Consider the following 20046-nt stretch of genomic DNA (forward strand, 5'->3'; position numbering starts at 1 on the left):
GTATGAAACCAACTACAACGACTCCAGTGGCAGTGTGGCTGAACCTGCACGCCCTGGTGATGGACCACAAGTGGCTGTCTCGCGATCTCCTTCACGACCGGACGGACGGGATGCCCTGGAACGGCTACCGGGTGCTCCGCCGCGTCGAGGACGGCCCGATGCCCCAGGGCGAGATCGCGGAACGGATGGGCGTCGACGCACCGGCGGTGTCCGGGATCGTCGCCGATCTGATGGCACGGGGCTACGTGCTGCGCACCACCGATCCCACGGACGGACGGCGCAAGCTGGTGCAGATCAGTGACAGCGGCCGGGACATCCTGGAGAAGTTGCGCTCGGTGGGCGACGTCGTGCCACCACCCGTCGCCACGTTGACCGCGGCCGAGCGGCGCGAGCTCACCCGGTTGATCGACAAGATGCGCGAAGCCGCGGACGTATGAGCGCCGCACCGGACACACTCACTCGTGCGCGCCGCCTCGGTGTGCTGGCCATCTGCTGCATGAGCTTGTTCATCGTCGGGATCGACGCGACCGCGGTCAATCTCGCCATACCGTCGATCGGCCGTGACTTGGACGCCAGTGGGTCGCAGCTGCAATGGGTCATGGACGCCTACACGCTGGTCCTGGCGAGCCTGCTGATGCTCGCCGGATCGATGGGTGACCGGATCGGCCGGCGCCGGGTCTTCCAGGTCGGGCTGGTGCTCTTCGGAATAGGTTCGGTCTGCTGCTCCTTGGCCGCGGACCCGGCTCTGCTGATCGGCGCCCGCGGTTTGCAAGCGGTCGGTGGATCGATGCTGAATCCGGTCGCGATGTCCATCATCACCAACACTTTTCGAGAGCCGCGCGAACGTGCCCAGGCCATCGGCATGTGGGGCGGAGTCATCGGTGTGAGCATGGCTCTCGGTCCGGTGATCGGCGGCGCCCTGGTCGCCGGCGTCGGCTGGCGGGCGATCTTCTGGATCAACGTGCCGGTGGTGGTGGCTGCCGTCATACTCACGCAGTTGTACGTGCCGGAGTCACGGGCCGAGCGGGTGCGGCGGCTCGACGCCGTCGCGCAGGCACTGGTCATCGTCATGCTGACCGCCGTGACCTACGCGATCATCGAAGGCGGCACACTCGGCTGGGGCTCGCTCACCGTGTCGAGTTGCTTCGCCGCCACGCTGATCGCCATGATCGCGCTCGTCGGATGGGAATTGCGCCGCAAGGAGCCGCTGCTGGACCCGCGCTTCTTCCGCAGCATTCCGTTCAGTGGTGCCGTCGTGGCGGCGGTCGTCGGATTCTGTGCAATGGCCGGCTTCCTCTTCCTGAACACCCTGTATTTGCAGGATGTTCGGGGTATGTCGGCACTGCACGCAGGGTTGATGACCTTGCCGATGGCAGTGTCCGTCGCGGTCTTCGGACCGGTGTCCGGGCGGATCGTCGGCGATCGCGGGGTGCGCCTACCGATGTGCATCGCCGGCATCGGCATCGGACTGAGCGCCCTCTTGCTGCTGCGGATCGACAACCACACCAGCCTGGTCTACCTCGGCCTTGCCTACCTGTTGTTCGGCGTCGGCTTCGGGATGCTCAACGCGCCGATCACCAACTCCGCGATGTCGGGGATGCCACGGGAGCAGGCCGGCGTCGCGGCGGCCATCGCGTCCACCAGCCGGCAGGTCGGCGGATCCCTGGGCGTCGCAGTGCTCCCGGCGATCGCGTTCGGACACCTGCAGGGCGGTATGGCGACCGGCTTCGCCTCCGCGACGCATCCGGCGTGGTTCGTCATGCTCGGTTGTGCTGGCATCCTGCTCGTGCTCGCTTTCGTGCTGACCGGAGGCATTGCGGTGCGCTCCGGACAACGGGTCGCGGCCGAGCTAGGAGCGTCCTGAGCGCTCAAGCGGGTCGAGTGCCCGGGGGAGCGCAGCGGCGGAGGGTGTATCGAGACCAACTGCGCCTTACTGTGGAGTCATGCGCGGTGAATACAAGGTTCCTGGCGGCAAGCTCGTCGCTGTTGACGTCGAGGTCGAATCGGGCCGGTTGGCAAGGGTTTCGGTGTCCGGCGACTTCTTCCTCGAGCCGGACGACGCGCTGGAGGACATCAACGCGGCGCTGACCGGCATGCCCGCCGCCGCATCCGTTGACCAGCTGGCGGGTGCGATCACCGGAGCGCTCGACCCGCAGGCCAGGCTCATCGGGTTCGACGCCGACTCGGTCGGCGTCGCTGTGCGTCGCGCACTCGGCAAGGCGACCGGATGGGACGATCACACGTTCGACGTCATACCCCCTACCGTGCTGCCGCCGGTCGAGCACGTCGCGCTGGACGAGGTGATCGCGCACGAGGTGGCCGCCGGCACCCGGCCGCCGACGCTGCGCTTCTGGGACTGGGACTCGCCGCTGGTCGTCATCGGTTCGTTCCAGAGCTACCGCAACGAGATCGACGCCGACGGCGCTGCGAAGCACGGCATCGACGTGGTGCGCCGGATCTCCGGTGGCGGTGCGATGTTCATGGAGCCCGGCAACTGCATCACCTACTCCCTGGTCGTGCCGACGTCGATGGTCGAAGGGCTGAGTTTCGAGCGGTCCTACGCGTTCCTGGACGAGTGGGTGATGGGGGCGCTGGCCGAGGTCGGCATCAACGCCCACTACGTGCCGCTCAACGACATCGCCTCCGACAAGGGGAAGATCGCCGGTGCCGCACAGAAGCGGTTCGCTGACGGGGCGGTCCTGCACCACGTGACGATGGCTTACGACATCGACGCCGACAAGATGCTCGAGGTGCTGCGCATCGGCCGGGAGAAGATGTCGGACAAGGGCACCAAGAGCGCGAACAAGCGCGTCGATCCGATGCGTTCGCAGACCGGCCTGCCACGGGAGCGGATCCTGGAGACCTTCACGAAGTCGTTCCTCGCGCGTTACCGGAGTCAGGTGTCGGCATACACCGATGCAGAGCTGACCGAGGCACAGCGATTGGTCGACGAGAAGTTCGACACCCAGGAGTGGACACACCGCGTGCCCTGACCGGGTCAGCCGCGGCCGAGCAACGTGCCACCGTTGACCTGCAGGATCTGTCCGGTGGTCCAGCCCGCGTCGGGCGATGCCAGGTAGGCCACAGCCTCCGCGACCTCGTCGGGTGTGCCGGGCCGGCCCGCCGGGATGACAGCCGTACGTGCAGTCGCGAGCGAGGGGTTGGCGGCCAGTCGGTCGGCCCAGAACTCCGTGTCCGGGACGAAACCGGGCGCCACCGTGTTGACCGTGACCCCTTCCGCAGCAACGGAACTCGCCAGATCGAGCGCCCACGCGTTCACGGCCGCCTTGGCCGCGCCATACGAACCGGAGCCGCGCAGCGCGGCGATCGAACTCATCGCGACGATGCGTCCGCCGGGGCGCGAGACGTGAGGGAGCAACGCGTGCGTCAGGAGCACGGTCGTCAGGACGTTGCCCTCGAAGTCCGCGCGCCAGGACCGCGCGACGTCCGCGAGGCCGTCTCCACCACCGACGCCGTAGTTGCCGCCCGCGTTGGCGACCAGCACGTCGATCGGACCGCCTTGCACGACCTGAGCGGCGAGAGCGTCGACCGCGCCCGGGTCGGTCAGGTCACAGCTGCATGTCGTGACGTTCGCCAGCTCGTCGACCTCGCGCAGCTCCTCCGCCGCTGCTTCGAGCACCTCTCGCCGGCGGCCGACGAGGACCAGTTCGGGTTCCTCGGCGAGCAGTCGGTGCGCGATGGCCTTGCCGATGCCGGTGCCACCACCGGTGATGAGTATGCGTCGTGTCATGAATGCCACGCTAATGCGTTGTGCAAGCGCGCTACTCGCGTGGTTCGTGGAGCCAGGTGCCTACAACCGCTCGACGTCCGTGAGGTCGATGTTCTCGATGTCGGGTGTCTCCGCGGGGTCCAGGAAACGGTCGACCGCCCGGCCCGCCGCGCTGCCGATCAGGGTGCCGGCGGCGACCGCGACCACCGAGCCGATCGCGACGGTGACCGCGTCGAGACCTCCGTGGCCGGCCGCGATCTCGGTGGTGCTGAGCAGACCGAGGCTGCCGGGCACCAGCAGCCAGAACGCAGGTAGGAACACGACGAGCCGCAGCGGCCGCCCCGACAACCGATGGACCACCGCGGCCGCGAGCCCGGCGACGGTCGCACCTGCAAGGGCGCCGAGGACCAGACCGGAGAGGGCCTGCACGGCCGACTGCGTGGCGAAGGTCAGCGCGAGCACCAGCAGGATCCACGGTATGGCGGCGCGGGACGCCGCCACGTTGATCACGATGCCGCACCCGATCACCAGCACGCCGATGTATGGCGCCAGCGGCCCCAGGTCCTGCGCACGCACGTTGGTCAGAGCATCAAGTTGTTCGCCGGTGACGGACACGGCCGAGAAGAGTCCGACCGCGAACAGGACCAGCTGCATCACGCCCGAGACGAGTCGCGAACTGCCCGCGACCGCCGCACCGGAGGCGATCTCCGACATACCCGTGACGATCACCGACCCGGGCAGCAACACGGCGAACGACGCGACCATCGTGCGCAGCGTGCCGTGCAACGGCCAGTGCTGTGCGACCAGCAACACCAGCACCGCGACCGCGAACGACGCCAGCAGCGGCAGCAGGGTGCGCACGAGCGCGAAGCGCCGGCTCAGGATCATCAGGGTCATCACGACCAGCGAGCTGGCGGCGGCGGTGACCAGATCGCGCCAGGTGGGTTGCAGGATCGCGCAGATGCCGGTGCCGATCGGCACCAGTGCCAGGTCCGACAGCCACGCCGGCCGGGACGAAGGCATCACCTCGATGTCGTCGAGTTCGCGCAGCGCCGCCGCATCGCCGATGCCACCGCGCATCAGCTGCTCGTAGACGTCCTGGACCCGCGTCACCTGCTCGAGCCGCAGTGAGCCGGTCACCGGCTCGAAGCCGACCGCGTCGTCGCTGCTGAGGCCGGCGAAGATCCCGGTCGGTGTGGCCGCGACCCGCACACCCGGCGCGTCCATCCGGCGTGCGAGAAGGGTGATCTGCCACTCCACATCCGGCACCGGCGCGCCTCCGGCGAGCAGTGCGCTGCCCATCCGGAGCAGTACTTCGCGTGTCGCGGCCAACGTCATACGGACCATGATGCCGGGCTGTTCTCGACCGTGCTGCGTGCCATGGTGGAGGACATGACTGCACGAGCCGTCGACGTGATCGTCACCGGTCGGGTTCAAGGGGTCTTCTTCCGCGCATCGAGCGCGCGTGAAGCGGAGCGGCTCGCGGTGACCGGCTGGGTCAGCAACGCTCCGGACGGGTCGGTCACCGGACACTTCGAAGGCGAGCCCGGTGCCGTGGCCGCACTGGTGGACTGGTGCCACCACGGCCCCGGACACGCCAGCGTCGATCACGTCGACGTCCGGGCGGTCGACGTGGAGGGGTGTGCCGGGTTCGCGGTCCGCTGACCAGGACCCTCCGGATCGAGCACGGGAACAATGTCTGTCGGTGAGGGCGTTTACCGTTGCAGTATGCGTCCCACCACTGACCTGCAGCGCAGCGTCGCACCGTTCGAGGTCGTTTCCGAATACTCGCCGAGCGGTGACCAGCCCACCGCGATCGCGGACCTGACGCGCCGCGTCAAGGCGGGGGAGCAGGACACCGTGCTGCTGGGCGCTACCGGCACCGGCAAGTCCGCGACGACGGCCTGGCTGATCGAGCAGGTGCAGCGGCCGACCCTGGTGATGGCGCCGAACAAGACGCTGGCGGCCCAGCTGGCCAACGAGTTCCGTGAGTTGCTGCCGAACAACGCGGTCGAATACTTCGTCTCCTACTACGACTACTACCAGCCCGAGGCCTACATCCCGCAGACCGACACCTACATCGAGAAGGACTCCTCGATCAACGACGAGGTCGAGCGGCTGCGGCACAGTGCCACCAACTCGTTGCTGACGCGACGCGACGTCATCGTCGTCGCTTCGGTGTCGTGCATCTACGGCCTGGGCACCCCGCAGGAGTATGTCGACCGCATGCAGGCGCTCAAGGTCGGCTCGCAGATCGACCGCGACGACCTGCTGCGCAGGTTCGTCCAGATGCAATACACCCGCAACGACCTGGCCTTCACCCGTGGCACGTTCCGGGTGCGCGGAGACACCGTCGAGATCATCCCCGTCTACGAGGAGTTGGCGATCCGCATCGAGTTCTTCGGTGACGAGATCGAGCGCATCTACACCCTGCACCCGTTGACCGGTGAGATCGTGCGTGAGGAGCAGGAGATGTACGTCTTCCCCGCCTCGCACTACGTGGCCGGACCGGAGCGTATGGAGCGCGCGATCAACTCGATCGAGACCGAACTCGAGGACCGCCTGGCGACGCTGGAGAAGCAGGGCAAGCTGCTCGAGGCGCAGCGGCTACGGATGCGCACCACCTACGACATCGAGATGATGCGCCAGGTCGGTGCGTGCTCGGGCATCGAGAACTACTCGCGGCACATCGACGGTCGTGGTCCGGGCACGGCGCCCAACTGCCTGCTCGACTACTTCCCCGAGGACTTCCTGCTCGTCATCGACGAGTCGCACCAGACGGTGCCGCAGATCGGTGCGATGTACGAAGGCGACATGTCCCGCAAGCGGATGCTCGTCGATCACGGCTTCCGGCTGCCCAGTGCCATGGACAACCGGCCGTTGAAGTGGGAGGAGTTCCTCGAGCGCATCGGGCAGACCGTCTACCTGTCGGCGACGCCCGGCGACTACGAGCTGGCCAAGTCCGACGGTGTGGTCGAGCAGGTCATCCGCCCGACCGGGCTGATCGACCCGGAGATCGTCCTGAAGCCGACCAAGGGTCAGATCGACGACCTGCTGCACGAGATCAACCAGCGCACCGAACGCGACGAGCGGGTCCTGGTCACCACCCTGACCAAGAAGATGGCCGAGGACCTCACCGACTACCTGCTGGAGAAGGGCGTCCGCGTCCGCTACCTGCACTCCGAGGTCGACACGCTGCGACGAGTGGAGCTGCTGCGCGAGCTGCGGATGGGCGAGTTCGACGTGCTGGTCGGTATCAACCTGTTGCGCGAGGGCCTCGACCTGCCCGAGGTCTCGCTGGTCAGCATCCTCGACGCCGACAAGGAGGGCTTCCTGCGATCCGCCCGGTCGCTCATCCAGACCATCGGTCGCGCAGCGCGCAACGTCTCCGGCCAGGTGCACATGTATGCCGACAAGATCACGCCTTCCATGCAGGAGGCCATCGACGAGACCGGGCGTCGCCGCGAGAAACAGGTGGCCTACAACAAGGAAGCCGGCGTCGACCCGACGCCGCTGCGCAAGAAGATCGCCGACATCACCGACATGCTGCAGCGCGAGGACGCCGACACCGACGCGCTGATGGGCAGCGGGCGCGCGCAGTCGCGCGGCAAGACCGACGGTCGCGGCAAGCGCGGGCTGCGTGGGGCGGTCGTCGCCGACGGCGAGGTCGCTGGTGCCGGCCGTGTCTCGGGGCTACCCGCGGCGGACCTGGCCGGGCTGATCCAGGAGCTGACCGAGCAGATGCACCAGGCCGCCTCCGACCTGCACTTCGAGCTCGCGGCGCGGCTGCGTGACGAGCTGGGCGACCTCAAGAAGGAGCTGCGTCAGATGGAGGCGGCGACCAAGTGAGGCGCTGACGACGCCGGTGTCGCGTCGGGACGATGCGGTGCGCCGGCGCGTCTACTACGTCACGTAGCATGTGCGTCATGGTCACCACTCTCGACGAGAACGCCGCCGCCGCGAGCGTCACCACCAGCAAGCCCGCGTTGGCCTTCAAGATCACCGCGTTCGCCGAGGCCGTTTCCTGGATCGGTCTGCTGATCGGCATGTTCTTCAAGTGGGTCGTGCAGTCCGGCGACTTCGGAGTGCGGCTCTTCGGGCCTATCCACGGCACCGTCTTCATCTTGTATGTCGTCAGCCTGATCTGGGTCTCGGTCTCGCACAAGTGGACCACCAAGGAATCGCTGCTCGGTCTGATCAGCAGCATCCCGCCGCTGATGACGGTGTGGTTCGAGCGGCGCGCCGAGCGGCGTGGCGCGCTCGTTCGGCATACCGCCTGAGCACCTGTAGATAACCGGCGACTGTCGTTACTTCCTCGCCAGTTTCGGGCTGGTGTGGGCGAACAACCGGCGACTGTCGTTACCTCCTCGCCAGTTTCGGGCTGGTATGGGCGAACAACCGGCGACTGTCGTCACTTTGTCGCGGCGGTGCGACGGTCGCTACTTCGGGACGTCGGATCGGGTGCCGGGATCGACCGCGTTCCCGGTGATCAGCGCGGCGACCCGCTTACCGTGCCAGCGATCCGCGGTCGCGCGCAGCAACGCCACGGACGCGGCGGCCGCGCCTTCCACCGCGAGCCCGTCCTCCGTCGACAGGAGGTCCAGCGCCTCCTGCATCTGTTCCTCGCTGACGGTGCCGATCTCGTCCACGACCTGCGATGCGATCCGGAACGTGTAGTCGTTGTCCGAGCCGAGATCGCCCAGCAGCGACGTCGCGATGGTCTCGACCTCCGGCACAGGCACCGGGTGCCCTGCCCGCAGTGACCGCAACATGGCGTCGGCACGATCCGCGCACACCCCGATCACCAGAGTCTCCGGTCGGATCGCCTTGACTGCCAGGCCGATTCCACTGATCAGACCGCCACCGGAAACCGGCACGACGACCGCATCCAGGGCGTCCAGGTCGTCGCACAGCTCGACGCCGATCGTGCCCTGGCCGCTGATGACGTCCGGATGGTCGAAGGGCGGCACGAACGCATAGCCGCGCTCGGCGGCGAGTTGTCGGGCGGCATCGATCGCCTCGCCCTGGTCCTTGCTGGAGACGTCGACGGTGGCGCCGAGCTCCTCCAGGGCACGAACCCGATAGGCGGGCAACGACGCCGCGACGTAAGCCGTGACCGGCACGTCGAACCGCCGGCCCAGGTAGGCAACCGCCCGCGCATGGTTGCCGGTCGACGCGGTGGTGACACCCGGAAGATAGCCACTCTCCCGCGCGGCGAGGATCGCATTGCACGCCCCTCGCACCTTGAAACTGCCGGTGGGTTGCTCGATCTCGAGTTTGAGGTGGACGTCGCCACCGGTCACCTCGCTCAGCCACGCAGTGCGTGAGGTCGACGTGTGGCGCACGTGCGGTGCGACGCGCTGCTGTGCAGCACGGATCGACTGCAGCCCGGGTAGTACCGGCTCATCCATCACGTTACGCACCCGCTGTCGGCACGAAACCGAGTTGCTTGTCGACCGGATGCGGCAGCTCCTCACCGGCCAGCCAGAGGTCGGCCAGCCGGACGAACTGCGCGGCGAGCGCATCGAGCCAACCGGCCGAGTCGCCGGACAGGTGCGGGGAGATCGCCAGCGTCGGCACGTCCCACAGTGGTGAGTTCTCCGGCAGCGGCTCGGTCCGGAAGACGTCCAGCGCCGCTCCCGCCAACTCGCCCGCGGTCAGCGCATCGACCAGGTCGGCCTCCACGACGCTCTGACCACGCCCCACATTGACGAAGTATGCCGAGGGCCTCATCGCCCCGAAAACCTTGCGGTCGAACAGGTTCCGCGTCGCATCAGTCAGCGGCGTCACGTTGACCACGATGTCGAAATCGCCCACCGCGTCGGCCAGCCCGGAACTCGCGATGATCGTCCCGAAGTCCGGATCACCGGACCGTGCCGTCCGTCCTGCTCCGGTCACCTCGACGTCGACCGCGCGCAGCAGGCGGCCGATGTCCCGGCCGATGGAACCGGTCCCGACCACCAGCGCGCGGCGCCCACGCAACGGGTCGGTCTCGCGGTGTCGCCATACGTGCTCACGCTGCAGGTCGTAGCCCTCGCGCAACAGCTTCAGGTGCGCCAGCACCGCCGCCAGCACGTATTCCGCGATCGGCCGGTCGAAGATGCCGCGTGCGTTCGTCACCACGACCCGTGAGTCGCGCAGCTCGGGGAAGAGCAACTTGTCCACGCCCGCGGCGGCGACGTGGACCCAGCGCAGTGCGTCGCACTGTGCCCACACACCCTCCAACGCGGAGGAGAAGAAGTCCCACAGGAAGAGCGCGTCGGCGCCCCGGACCGCGTCGCCGAGTCCCGCCGCGTCGGTGAAACGGAAGGTCACGCGATCCGCAAGCGAGGCCAGTCCCGGTGGGCGATCCGCGGAATCGGCGACGAGGACCGTGATGACAGGCAGGGATGAAGTCACTCCGCCACTAAAAAGGTGCCGTGTCTGATTGTCAACAATCGATTCTGGGATGCACCATGATCACGTGACACAGACTGCCCCCGACGCCACTCTCAGTGGCCTTCGCTCCCGGCCCTTCCCGGAGCAGGAATACCTGACGCGACTCGTTGCGGTTCAGGAGAGCATGGCGGAGCGATCGATCAGCTCGCTGATCGTCGCGGACCCCGCGAACATCTACTATCTGACCGGCTACAACGCATGGTCCTTCTACATGCCGCAGTGCCTCATCGTTCCGGTGGAGGGTGACTGCCACCTCTTCACCCGGACCATGGACGCAGCCGGAGCGCACTACACCGCGTTCCTGCCGTTCGATCGAATACACGGCTACCCGGATTATCTGGTCAATCGGCCGGACGCGCATCCCTTCGATTGGGTCGTCGAGCGCGCGTTGGAGATCGGGGTCCTCGTCGACGAGGTGGGCGCGTATGTCGCCGCCGAGCTCGACGCGCACTTCTTCTCGGTGCGCAGCTACCTCGCCATCCAGTCCGGGCTGAAGACGTCGGCGTTGGTCGACAGCAACGAGCTGGTCAACTGGGTCCGGGTGATCAAGTCACCGTTGGAGCGGGAGAAACTCCACACCGCCGGCCGGATCGCCCAACGGGTGATGGAGACCGCGCTTCGTGAGTTGGAGCCCGGGCGTCGGCAGTGCGACGTCGTCGCCGAGATCCAGTACGCACAGGCGCTCGGCGCGCACAAGCTGGGTGGCGACTATCCGGCGATCGTGCCGATGCTGCCGACCGGTGAGACCGCGGGCACCCCACACCTGACCTGGAGTGATCTGCCCCTGCAGCGCGGTGAGGCGACGACCATCGAGCTCGCCGGCGTGTTCCACCGCTACCACGCACCGCTGGCCCGGACCGTCGTGCTCGGCAAGCCACCGCACAAGCTGGTGGAGGTCGCCGACGCCACCAACGAGGCGATGGAGGCGTTGCTGCAGAAGATGCGACCCGGCACACGCACCTGTGATGTGCACCGGGAGTTCGCCCAGACGATCGGCCGGTACGGGCTGACGAAGGAATCGCGGATCGGTTACTCGATCGGCATCGGTTACCCGCCCGACTGGGGCGAGCGCACCATGAGCGTCCGACCCGAGGACGAGACGGTGATCGAGGAGAACATGGCCTTCCACGTGATCCTCGGTATGTGGATGGACGGGTGGGGGTACGAAACCTCGGAGTCCATGCTGATCGGCCCGACCGGGCCGGACCTGCTGACCGATGTTCCCCGCGGACTGACAGCGAAGGAGTGACGATCTGTGACAACGGCCCGGCTACCTCTGGCCTCCCGGACCACCGACCTGGTGGGGTCGGTGATCGACTCGAGCACGTCGCTGCTGGCGAAGCAGCAACATGACATCGTCCGCTTCGCGATGGGCAGTCCCGCGCCCGACGCGGTCCCGGCGCACGTGCTGCGTGAGCTTGCGGCGACCGAACTCGACCGACCTGACGCCTACGACTACGGAGCGAGCGAGGGCGACCCGCGGCTGCGGGAAGCGTTGCTCGCTGAACTCCGTGGGACCACCGACGAGACCAGTCCCGAGAGGGTGCTGATCACCGCCGGCGGGATGCAAGGGCTCGATCTGGCGTTCAAGCTCTTCGTCGATCCGGGTGATCTCGTGGTCGTCGAGTCGCCGACCTACACCAACGGGTCCGCGACCGCGATGTCCTACCAGGCGCAGTTGCTGGAGGTCCCGGTCGACGACGAGGGCATGCAGGTCGACCGGATGGAGGAGATGGTCGAGCAGGCCGGTCGTGCGCCGAAGGCGATCTACGCCATACCGACCTTCCAGAACCCGTCCGGGGCATCGATGTCGCTCGAGCGGCGACGCCGGCTGATCGAACTCACCCAGCGGTGGGGCAGCCTCCTCATCGACGACGACCCCTACGGTCGGCTGCGCTTCGCAGGGGAGGACGTCCCGTCGCTGCACGAGCTGGCCGACGGCGACCCGCTGGTCCTCTCCGTGCGCACGTTCTCGAAGATCATGGCGCCCGGCCTGCGGGTCGGGTGGGTCGACGCTGATCCGTCGCTCCAGCAACTGCTGATCAACGCCAAGCAGGCGATGGACACCTGCACCAACCTGCCGCTGCAACGACTGATCGCCGCCTTCCTCGAGGGCGGCCACCTGCGCGAGCACCTGGCGACGCAGCGGGCGGCATACCGCGAGCGCAAGGTGGCGATGCAGGAGGCGCTCACCGAGCACTTCAGCGGCGAGGCGCGCTGGACCGACCCGGAGGGCGGCTTCTTCCTCTGGGTCACCTTCGGCGACGAGGTCGACACCGAAGCGCTGTTCGAGCAGGCGTTGGCCGACGGTGTCGCCTTCATTCCCGGCAACGCGTTCTCACCCAGCAAGTTCTTCCCGAACGCGTTGCGCCTGTGCTTCGCGTCGAGCGAACCGGATCGCATCCGGGAAGGCGTCGCCAGGCTGCGCACCGCTGTCGATAACATGGGAAAGCTGTGACTACTGAATCCGCTGAGAGACAACAGGTTTCGCAACTCGAGGCGCGCGCGCTCGAGCTGATCGAGGAGGCGGACCTCGTCGGACTGACGCAGACACTGGTCCGCATCCCCGGTGAGAACCCACCCGGTGAGGAGGCCGCGCGGGTCGAGGCGCTGGTGTCAGCCTGCCGTGGTCGCGACCTGTCCGTGGTGCGCACCACTGCGGCGCAGGACCGGGACAACGTCAGCGCTACGACACTCGGTGGCGACGGCCCGCGGCTCCTGCTGCTCGGACACACGGACGTCGTGCCGGTGGGCGACGGGTGGACCGTCGAGCCGTTCGGTGGTCTGGTCCGCGACGGGCGGATCTTCGGGCGGGGGAGCACCGACATGCTCGGCGGCCTCGCTGCGAGCGTGGTCGCCATGCACGCGGTGCAGCGTGCAGCCGGCGACGTGGGGGAGCAGTTGTCCGGTCGGATCGAGCTCGTCGCCACCGTCGACGAGGAGGAGGGCGGCATCGGCATCCGCCGGTTCATGGCGGACGACCCGCCGACGTACCTCGGCTGCATCACCGCCGAGCCGACCGACCTGCAGACGATCGTGGCCGCGCGCGGCGACTGTTACCTGGACATCACCGTGCACGGAGTGGCCGCACATGCCGGGCGTCCGTCCGACGGTCGCAACGCGATCTACGGTGCCGCGCGGGTGATCGAATCACTGCGCGGATGGAACGACGAGCTGGCCGCGTCGCCTCACCCACTGGTGGGACCGGCGACCTGGAGCGTCGGCATCGTGACCGGCGGACAGGGCACCGCCATCGTGCCGGCGACCTGCCGCGTGCAGGCCGACCGGAGGCTGCTGCCGGGGGAGGACCCGGAGGCGGTGCGTCGTGCGGTCATCGCCCGGATCGACTCGCTGGACCTCGGGCGCGACGACCTGCGCGTCGAGGTGGCGCTGCCGATGAGCATGCCCGGTTTCGAGACCCCGGCCGACGCCGGGTTCGTCCAGGAGGTCGACCGCGCACTGGCCGACTCCGGCGGACCCGGTCTGCCGTTGGGTGGCTGGACGGCGGCCTGCGACGGCGGCTACGTCAGCCGTGACTTCGGTGTGCCCACCGTCGTGCTCGGCCCGGGCTCGGTCAACGACCAGGCTCACCGGCCGGACGAGTCGGTGTCGATCGCGGAGCTGGTGACCGCGGCCCGCACCTATGCGCGGACGGCTGCACGACTGCTTGCTCCCCGAGGCGGTCGGGTATGACGAAGGCACCCGCGAAACCACGCGCCCTCAAACCCGTCGTGCGCCAGTCGACTGCCGCGATGATCGCGGACAGCGTGCGCGGCGCGCTGGAGCGGGGCGATTTGCCGCCGGGTAGTCAGCTCGGCGAGGCCGATCTCGCCAAGCAACTCGGTGTCAGTCGTGGTCCGCTGCGCGAGGGCCTGCAACGCCTCACCCAGGAAGGGTTGCTGCTGTCGATCCGCAATCGCGGACTGTTCGTGATCGAGATGACGCCGGACCGGGTGCGGGACATGTATGTCGCCCGGCAGGCCGTCGAACGAGCCGCGGCCGAGCAGATCCACCTCCTCGATGCACCGGAACAGGCCGGTGCCGAGTTGATGGAGATCACCGATGCCATGACCGTCACCGCTGAGGCGGAGGACGCGACCGGTGTCGGCGAGGCGGACATCGCTTTCCACGACCTGCTCGTGCGACTGGCCGGGAGCACGCGCTTGTCGCTGATGCACCGCACGTTGCTCACCGAGACCCGGATGGGCATCCACGCGCTCGATCCGACATACGAGGGCAACGACTCCCGGGCCGCCGAGCACCGTGCCATCGCGCAGTCGTTCATCGACCACGACCCCGCAACGACCGACCGGCTGCTGCAGTTGCACATGGCCGACGCGGTCGAGCGGCTGGTCCCCGGGGATGGGGCGCCCGAGGACTGATCCCCGGGCGCCGTGCTCACACGCTGATCCCGATGTATTTCACCTCGAGGAACTCGTCGATGCCGACGCTGCCGCCTTCGCGGCCGAGACCGGACTCCTTGATGCCTCCGAACGGCGCCGCCGGGTTGGACACCACGCCCTGGTTGAGCCCGACCATGCCGGACTCCAGCCTCTCGGCCACGCGCAGCGCCCGCCGCAGGTCGTTGGTGAAGACGTAGGAGACCAGGCCGTACGGCGTGTCGTTCGCCGCCTCGACCACGGCGTCCTCCTCGTCGAACGGGATGATCGACGCCACCGGGCCGAAGATCTCCTCCTGCGCCATCCGTGCGTCACCCGGCACATCGAGCAGAACTGTTGGGGGATAGAAGAATCCGTCGCCGTCGGGCACCTGACCGCCGGTCAGCACGCGCGCCCCTCGCTCGGTCGCGTCAGCCACCAGATCGACGACCTTGCTCCGGCCGGCGTCATCGATCAGCGGGCCGACCTGAGTGCCGTCCGCGGTGCCCGGACCGACCTGCAACGCCTTCATCTTCTCGGCCAGCCGACCGGCGAAGTCCTCGGCCACACCGCGCTGTACGTAGATGCGGTTGGCCGCGGTGCACGCCTCGCCCATGTTGCGCATCTTGGCGGCCATGGCACCGGCGACCGCCTCGTCGAGGTCAGCGTCGTCGAAGACGAGGAAGGGTGCGTTGCCACCCAGCTCCATCGAGGTCCGCAGCACCTTGTCCGCGCACTGCTCGAGCAGCACCTTGCCGATCTTGGTCGATCCGGTGAACGACAGCTTCCGCGCCTTGCCTGACTTGATGAGTGGCTCCATGACCCCGCCCGCATCCGTGGTGGTCACGATGTTGACGACGCCATCGGGGACGCCGGCGTCGATCAGGATCTGACCGAGCGCGAGCATCGACAGCGGGGTCTGCGCGGCGGGCTTGATGACGCTGGTGCAGCCGGCCGCGATGGCGGGTCCGATCTTGCGGGTGCCCATCGCCATCGGGAAGTTCCACGGCGTGATCAACAGGCACGGTCCGACCGGTTGCTTGGTCACCAGGAAGCGCGCACCGCCCGCCGGCGCCGTCTGGTAGCCACCGTCGATGCGCAACGCCTCACCGGCGAAGTGCCGGAAGAACTCTGCGGCATACGTGATCTCACCGCGGGACTCGGCCAGCGGCTTACCCATCTCGAGGGTCATCAGCAGCGCCAGGTCGTCGATCCGCTCGGTGAGCAGGCCGAAGGCCTTCATCAACATGTCGTAGCGCTCGCGAGGAGAGGTCGCGGCGAAGTCGCGCTGTGCGGCAACGGCGGCGTCGAGTGCCCGCAGGCCGTCCGCGGGCGAGGCGTCCGCGACCTGGCTCAGCTCCTTGCCGGTGGCCGGATCATTGACCGGGAACGTCGCGTGCTCGGCTGCTGCGGACCACGACCCGCCGATCAGCAGGTCGGTCGGGACGGCGTCGAGGACGCGTGCCTGGTCGCTGGTTGCGGCGTTCGAGTTAGCCATATCTGCACTCCCATCGCGTTAGTCTGATTGTCGACAATCTAGCAAAAAGGCTTGTGCTTGTTCCGAATCAACCTCAGGAGAAAGTGTCATGACTCAGCTTTCCGGTGCGCTCAAGCAGGCGACCCCCGTGCTCGCGACGCACGGCAAGGGCGTCAATCTGTATGACGAAGCCGGCCGCCGCTATCTGGATTTCACCGCGGGGATCGGCGTGACCAGCACAGGCCACTGCCATCCGAAGGTCGTCGCGGCGGCTCAGGAGCAGGTCGGCAAACTGATCCACGCGCAATACACGACGGTGATGCATCAGCCGCTGCTGACCTTGACCGAGCGGCTCGGCGAGGTGCTGCCGAGCGGCCTGGACCGGCTCTTCTTCGCAAACTCCGGCTCCGAAGCGGTCGAGGCGGCACTGCGGCTGGCCCGGCAGGCGACGGGGCGACCCAACATCGTGGTCTTCCACGGCGGCTTCCACGGGCGGACGGTGGCGACCGCGTCGCTGACGACCTCGCACACCCGCTACAGCGCTGGTTTCGCGCCGTTGATGGCCGGGGTGCACGTCTCGCCGTTCCCCAACCCGACCTACTACGGCTGGAGCGTGGAGCAGGCGACCGAGTTCGCGCTCAAGGAGCTCGACCACACGTTGCAGACGCTCAGCCAACCCAACGAGACCGCGGCGTTCCTGGTCGAACCCGTCCTCGGCGAGGGCGGTTACGTGCCCGGCAACACCGAGTTCTTCGCCGGCCTGCGCGATCGCGCCGACAAGTACGGCATCCTGCTCGTCTTCGACGAGGTGCAGACCGGTTGGGGCCGGACCGGCAAGTTCTGGGCGCAGGAGCACTTCGCGGTCACTCCGGACATCCTGGTCACCGCCAAGGGCATCGGCTCCGGTTTCCCGCTCTCGGGCATCGCCGCACCGGCGGCCCTGATGGAGAAGGTCTGGCCCGGTTCACAGGGCGGAACGTATGGCGCCAACGCCGTGGCATGCGCCGCGGCCATCGCGACACTCGACGTCATACAGGAGGAGAAACTGGTCGACAACGCGGCCGAGCGTGGTGCCCAGTTGACCGACGCGCTACGCGCCACCGCGAGCAAGTATGACGCCATACACGACGTCCGCGGCCTCGGTCTCATGATCGGAAACGAATTCAGAGACGCCGACGGTAATCCCGATGGGGCGACGGCCGGCGCGGTACAAAGGGAAGCGGCCGACCGCGGCCTGCTGCTGCTCAACTGTGGTCCGTGGGGCGAGGTCGTGAGGTTCATTCCCGCGCTCGTGGTGAACGACAAGGAGGTGGACGAGGCAGCTGCGCTGTGGGCGGAGTCGGTGAACGCCGTGCTGCAGGGTGGGACGAGCTAACAGCGGCGTCCGACGTGGCGGGCGACGAATACCCAGGAAATGCAGATCCATCTAGGAGGACCCGCATGTCAGTGGATATGAGCAAGTCCGACGAGGTCGAACCGCCCGAGGTCGACGAGAAGACATTGAGGCGCGCGGTCGGCGCCTCGATGATCGGTAACGCCACCGAGTGGTACGACTACGGCGTCTACGCCTACCTGACCGCCGAGATCACCCACAACTTCTTCCCGAACGCCGGGAATGCCGCCACCTTGCTGGTCTACGCGGTCTCCTTCATCCTGCGCCCGCTGGGCGGCATCGTGTGGGGCCCGATCGGTGACCGGCTCGGTCGCAACAAGGTGATGGCGATGACCATCATCCTGATGTCCGTCGGCACCGCCCTGGTGGGCCTCATCCCCAATTACCAGTCGATCGGGATCTGGGCGCCGATCTTCCTGGTGTTGCTGCGCATCGTGCAGGGCTTCTCCACCGGTGGTGAATACGGCGGCGCCGCCACCTTCATGGCGGAGTACTCGCCGGACAAGAAGCGCGGCTTCTGGGGTTCGTTCCTCGAGTGCGGAACCCTGCTGGGCTTCAGCGGTGGCCTCGCCGTCGTGCTCATCCTGCGCGCGTCGCTCAGCGACGACGCGATGATGTCTTGGGGCTGGCGCATCCCGTTCCTGATCGGGCTCCCACTGGGTCTGGTCGGGCTCTATCTGCGAAGCAGGATGGAGGACACTCCCGTCTTCCGCGAGTTGCAGGACAACGACGAAGCGGAGGAGGCGGCGACCGGAGCGCTCAAGAGCCTGTTCCGCGACTACTGGCAGCCCATCCTGCGTCTCTTCCTGATGGTGGTCGCGCTCAACATCGCCAATTACACGCTGCTGACCTACATGCCGACCTACATGACCAGCGCGCTCGGCATCTCGGCAACCAAGTCCGACATCGTCCTGCTCATCGGGCAGCTGATCATGGTGGCACTGATCTGGATCGCCGGGAGCACCTCCGACCGCGTCGGGCGCAAACCGATGTGGTGGTTCTCGCTGACCGCGATGTTCGTGCTCGCAGTTCCGTGTTTCTGGCTGATGGGTCAGGGGCTTGGCTGGGCCATCGTCGGATTCACCGTCCTCGGATTGGTCTACCTGCCGCAGCTCGGCACCATCTCGGCGACCTTCCCGGCGATGTTCCCGGCGCACGTGCGCTACGCGGGTATGGCGATCAGCTACAACATCTCGACCGCCGCCTTCGGTGGCACGGCCTCACTGGTCAACGATTGGATGGTCGGCTGGGGCGGCCGCTATATGCCGGCCTACTACATGATGCTCGCGATGGTCATCGGCATGATCGGCCTGGTGAAGGTGCCCGAGACCGCGGGTGAGTCGATCCGCGGGCGCGGCATACCGGGCACGGATGACGAGGAGGAGCAGCAGCCTCGAGACAAGTCGGGCATCCACAACGTGTCCGGGATCCGTGACGTGTCGAAGGAGTTCGGCGTCAGGCGCCGCCCGCGAGGCCAGTAGCTGCCCATGCGCACCTGAAGGTGCCCGGCCCCGTGATACGGGTCCGGGCACCTTCTCGTATGTCGGTGTGTGCTACTTCCGCAGCCGGGCCAGGACCGCGTCGGTGAAGTCCGTCGTCGACGCGGTGCCGCCGAGGTCGCGGGTGCGGGTGCCCTCCGCCAGCACCGCGCCGAACGCCGCCTCCAGGGTGTCCGCCGCCTCGGGTTGACCGAGATGGCGCAGCATCATGCCGCCGGCCCAGATGGCCGCGACCGGGTTGGCCACGCCCTTGCCCGCGATGTCCGGGGCGCTGCCGTGCACGGGCTCGAACAGCGACGGATGCTCGCGCTCCGGATTGAGGTTGGCGCTCGGTGCGACACCGAGGGACCCGGCGACCGCGGCGGCCAGGTCGGACAGGATGTCGCCGAAGAGGTTGGACGCGACGACGACGTCGAGGCTGTCCGGTGCGAGCACGACACGTGCGGCGAGCGCGTCGACCAGGACCTTCTCCAGCGTGACTCCTGGGAACTCCGCGACGGTCTCGCGGGCCACCTCGTCCCAGAACGGCATCGTGTGGATGATGCCGTTGGACTTGGTCGCCGACACCAGTCGTCCGCTGCGCTCCGTCGCCAACTGCGCCGCGAAGCGGGTGACCCGGGACACGCCCTTACGGGTGAAAATCGCTTCCTGCAAAGCCAATTCGTCCGGCTGACCACGGCGGAAGCGACCGCCGATCTCGGAGTATTCGCCCTCGACGTTCTCCCGCACGACGACCACGTCCAGCTTTTTGTCGCCTGCGAGAGGCGACGGCACACCGGGGAGGGTGCGGCTGGGGCGCAGGTTGATGTACTGGTCGAACTCACGGCGGATCGGGATGAGCAGCCCCCACAGGGTCACGTCGTCCGGGATGTCCACGTCGCCGACCGCACCGAGGAGTATGGCGTCCGCATCGGCCATCTGCTCCAGCCCGTCGACCGGCAGCATGCGACCGGTCGAGCGGTAGTGGTCGGATCCCCAGTCCCGGTCGCGCCACTCGATCGTGAAGTCATGACGCTCGGCCAGCGCGTCCACACAGGCGGTCGCCGCAGGCGTCACTTCCTGTCCGATTCCGTCGCCGGGAATGACATCGACCGTGTAGCTGGCTCCCATGCAGGCGATGCTAGTTGGTC

At 67.6% G+C, this 20046-nt stretch carries 18 protein-coding genes; 12 read left to right on the top strand and 6 right to left on the bottom strand.

The window, feature by feature from the left end; genetic code table 11:
* Positions 1-2: 2 nt before the first annotated feature.
* The 3 genes from IEX71_RS12740 (at position 3) to lplAB (ending at position 2993) form a co-directional block, all read left to right on the top strand.
* Complete coding sequence (locus IEX71_RS12740) at positions 3-437, top strand: MarR family winged helix-turn-helix transcriptional regulator (protein WP_188837422.1); 435 nt, start codon at positions 3-5, stop codon at positions 435-437.
* On the top strand, positions 434-1864 hold the full coding sequence (locus IEX71_RS12745; protein ID WP_188837423.1) for an MFS transporter: 1431 nt from the start codon (positions 434-436) through the stop codon (positions 1862-1864). Before IEX71_RS12740 ends, IEX71_RS12745 begins: the two co-directional genes overlap by 4 nt.
* Before the next feature lie 79 nt (positions 1865-1943).
* Complete coding sequence (lplAB, locus tag IEX71_RS12750) at positions 1944-2993, top strand: lipoate-protein ligase LplAB (protein WP_188837424.1); 1050 nt, start codon at positions 1944-1946, stop codon at positions 2991-2993.
* A 5-nt stretch (positions 2994-2998) separates the two neighbouring features.
* On the opposite strand, the gene IEX71_RS12755 is transcribed toward lplAB, so the two are convergent.
* Complete coding sequence (locus tag IEX71_RS12755; protein WP_188837425.1) at positions 2999-3751, bottom strand: SDR family NAD(P)-dependent oxidoreductase; 753 nt, start codon at positions 3749-3751, stop codon at positions 2999-3001.
* Between the two features lie 60 nt (positions 3752-3811).
* A complete protein-coding gene (locus IEX71_RS12760) occupies positions 3812-5068 on the bottom strand; it encodes a threonine/serine exporter family protein (RefSeq protein WP_188837426.1) in 1257 nt (418 codons plus the stop codon).
* A 54-nt stretch (positions 5069-5122) separates the two neighbouring features.
* Here IEX71_RS12760 and IEX71_RS12765 point away from each other — a divergent pair, with 54 nt between their 5' ends.
* From IEX71_RS12765 to IEX71_RS12775, 3 genes are all read left to right on the top strand, one after another.
* Positions 5123-5395, top strand: coding sequence for an acylphosphatase (locus IEX71_RS12765; protein WP_229749700.1), 273 nt, complete (start codon positions 5123-5125; stop codon positions 5393-5395).
* Positions 5396-5458: 63 nt separating this feature from the next.
* Positions 5459-7579 (top strand): excinuclease ABC subunit UvrB, encoded by a 2121-nt coding sequence (uvrB, locus tag IEX71_RS12770; RefSeq protein WP_188837427.1) that lies wholly within the window; start codon positions 5459-5461, stop codon positions 7577-7579.
* A 77-nt stretch (positions 7580-7656) separates the two neighbouring features.
* On the top strand, positions 7657-8010 hold the full coding sequence (locus IEX71_RS12775; protein ID WP_188837428.1) for a DUF3817 domain-containing protein: 354 nt from the start codon (positions 7657-7659) through the stop codon (positions 8008-8010).
* A 159-nt stretch (positions 8011-8169) separates the two neighbouring features.
* On the opposite strand, the gene IEX71_RS12780 is transcribed toward IEX71_RS12775, so the two are convergent.
* On the bottom strand, positions 8170-9141 hold the full coding sequence (locus IEX71_RS12780) for a threonine ammonia-lyase (protein WP_229749764.1): 972 nt from the start codon (positions 9139-9141) through the stop codon (positions 8170-8172).
* 4 nt (positions 9142-9145) lie between these two features.
* Entirely contained in the window at positions 9146-10129 is a 984-nt protein-coding gene (locus IEX71_RS12785) for a D-2-hydroxyacid dehydrogenase (protein WP_188837430.1), read from the bottom strand.
* Between the two features lie 64 nt (positions 10130-10193).
* Between IEX71_RS12785 and IEX71_RS12790 the strand changes: the two genes are divergently transcribed.
* Genes IEX71_RS12790 through IEX71_RS12805 form a run of 4 tightly spaced genes read left to right on the top strand, consistent with a single transcriptional unit; the run spans position 10194 to position 14550 of the window.
* Entirely contained in the window at positions 10194-11417 is a 1224-nt protein-coding gene (locus IEX71_RS12790) for a M24 family metallopeptidase (protein WP_229749701.1), read from the top strand.
* A 6-nt stretch (positions 11418-11423) separates the two neighbouring features.
* The gene (locus IEX71_RS12795) at positions 11424-12626 is read left to right on the top strand and encodes an aminotransferase-like domain-containing protein (RefSeq protein WP_188837432.1); all 1203 of its coding nucleotides are present in this window, start codon (positions 11424-11426) and stop codon (positions 12624-12626) included.
* On the top strand, positions 12623-13861 hold the full coding sequence (locus tag IEX71_RS12800; RefSeq protein WP_188837433.1) for a M20 family metallopeptidase: 1239 nt from the start codon (positions 12623-12625) through the stop codon (positions 13859-13861). The genes IEX71_RS12795 and IEX71_RS12800 overlap by 4 nt, the downstream gene beginning before the upstream one ends.
* Positions 13858-14550 (top strand): GntR family transcriptional regulator, encoded by a 693-nt coding sequence (locus tag IEX71_RS12805; protein WP_188837434.1) that lies wholly within the window; start codon positions 13858-13860, stop codon positions 14548-14550. Before IEX71_RS12800 ends, IEX71_RS12805 begins: the two co-directional genes overlap by 4 nt.
* Positions 14551-14566: 16 nt before the next feature.
* Here IEX71_RS12805 and IEX71_RS12810 read toward each other — a convergent pair whose 3' ends face one another.
* The gene (locus IEX71_RS12810; protein ID WP_188837435.1) at positions 14567-16045 is read right to left on the bottom strand and encodes an NAD-dependent succinate-semialdehyde dehydrogenase; all 1479 of its coding nucleotides are present in this window, start codon (positions 16043-16045) and stop codon (positions 14567-14569) included.
* An 88-nt stretch (positions 16046-16133) separates the two neighbouring features.
* On the opposite strand from IEX71_RS12810, the gene IEX71_RS12815 reads away from it, so the two are divergent.
* The gene (locus tag IEX71_RS12815; RefSeq protein WP_188837436.1) at positions 16134-17399 is read left to right on the top strand and encodes an aspartate aminotransferase family protein; all 1266 of its coding nucleotides are present in this window, start codon (positions 16134-16136) and stop codon (positions 17397-17399) included.
* A 65-nt stretch (positions 17400-17464) separates the two neighbouring features.
* On the top strand, positions 17465-18898 hold the full coding sequence (locus tag IEX71_RS12820) for an MFS transporter (RefSeq protein ID WP_188837437.1): 1434 nt from the start codon (positions 17465-17467) through the stop codon (positions 18896-18898).
* Between the two features lie 72 nt (positions 18899-18970).
* Here the strand turns inward: IEX71_RS12820 and IEX71_RS12825 are convergent, their stop codons facing one another.
* A complete protein-coding gene (locus IEX71_RS12825; protein ID WP_188837438.1) occupies positions 18971-20026 on the bottom strand; it encodes a tartrate dehydrogenase in 1056 nt (351 codons plus the stop codon).
* Positions 20027-20046 lie beyond the last annotated feature (20 nt).

The sequence above is a fragment of the Flexivirga endophytica genome, assembly GCF_014640635.1.
In the GTDB taxonomy this organism is placed as follows: Bacteria; Actinomycetota; Actinomycetes; order Actinomycetales; family Dermatophilaceae; genus Flexivirga; species Flexivirga endophytica.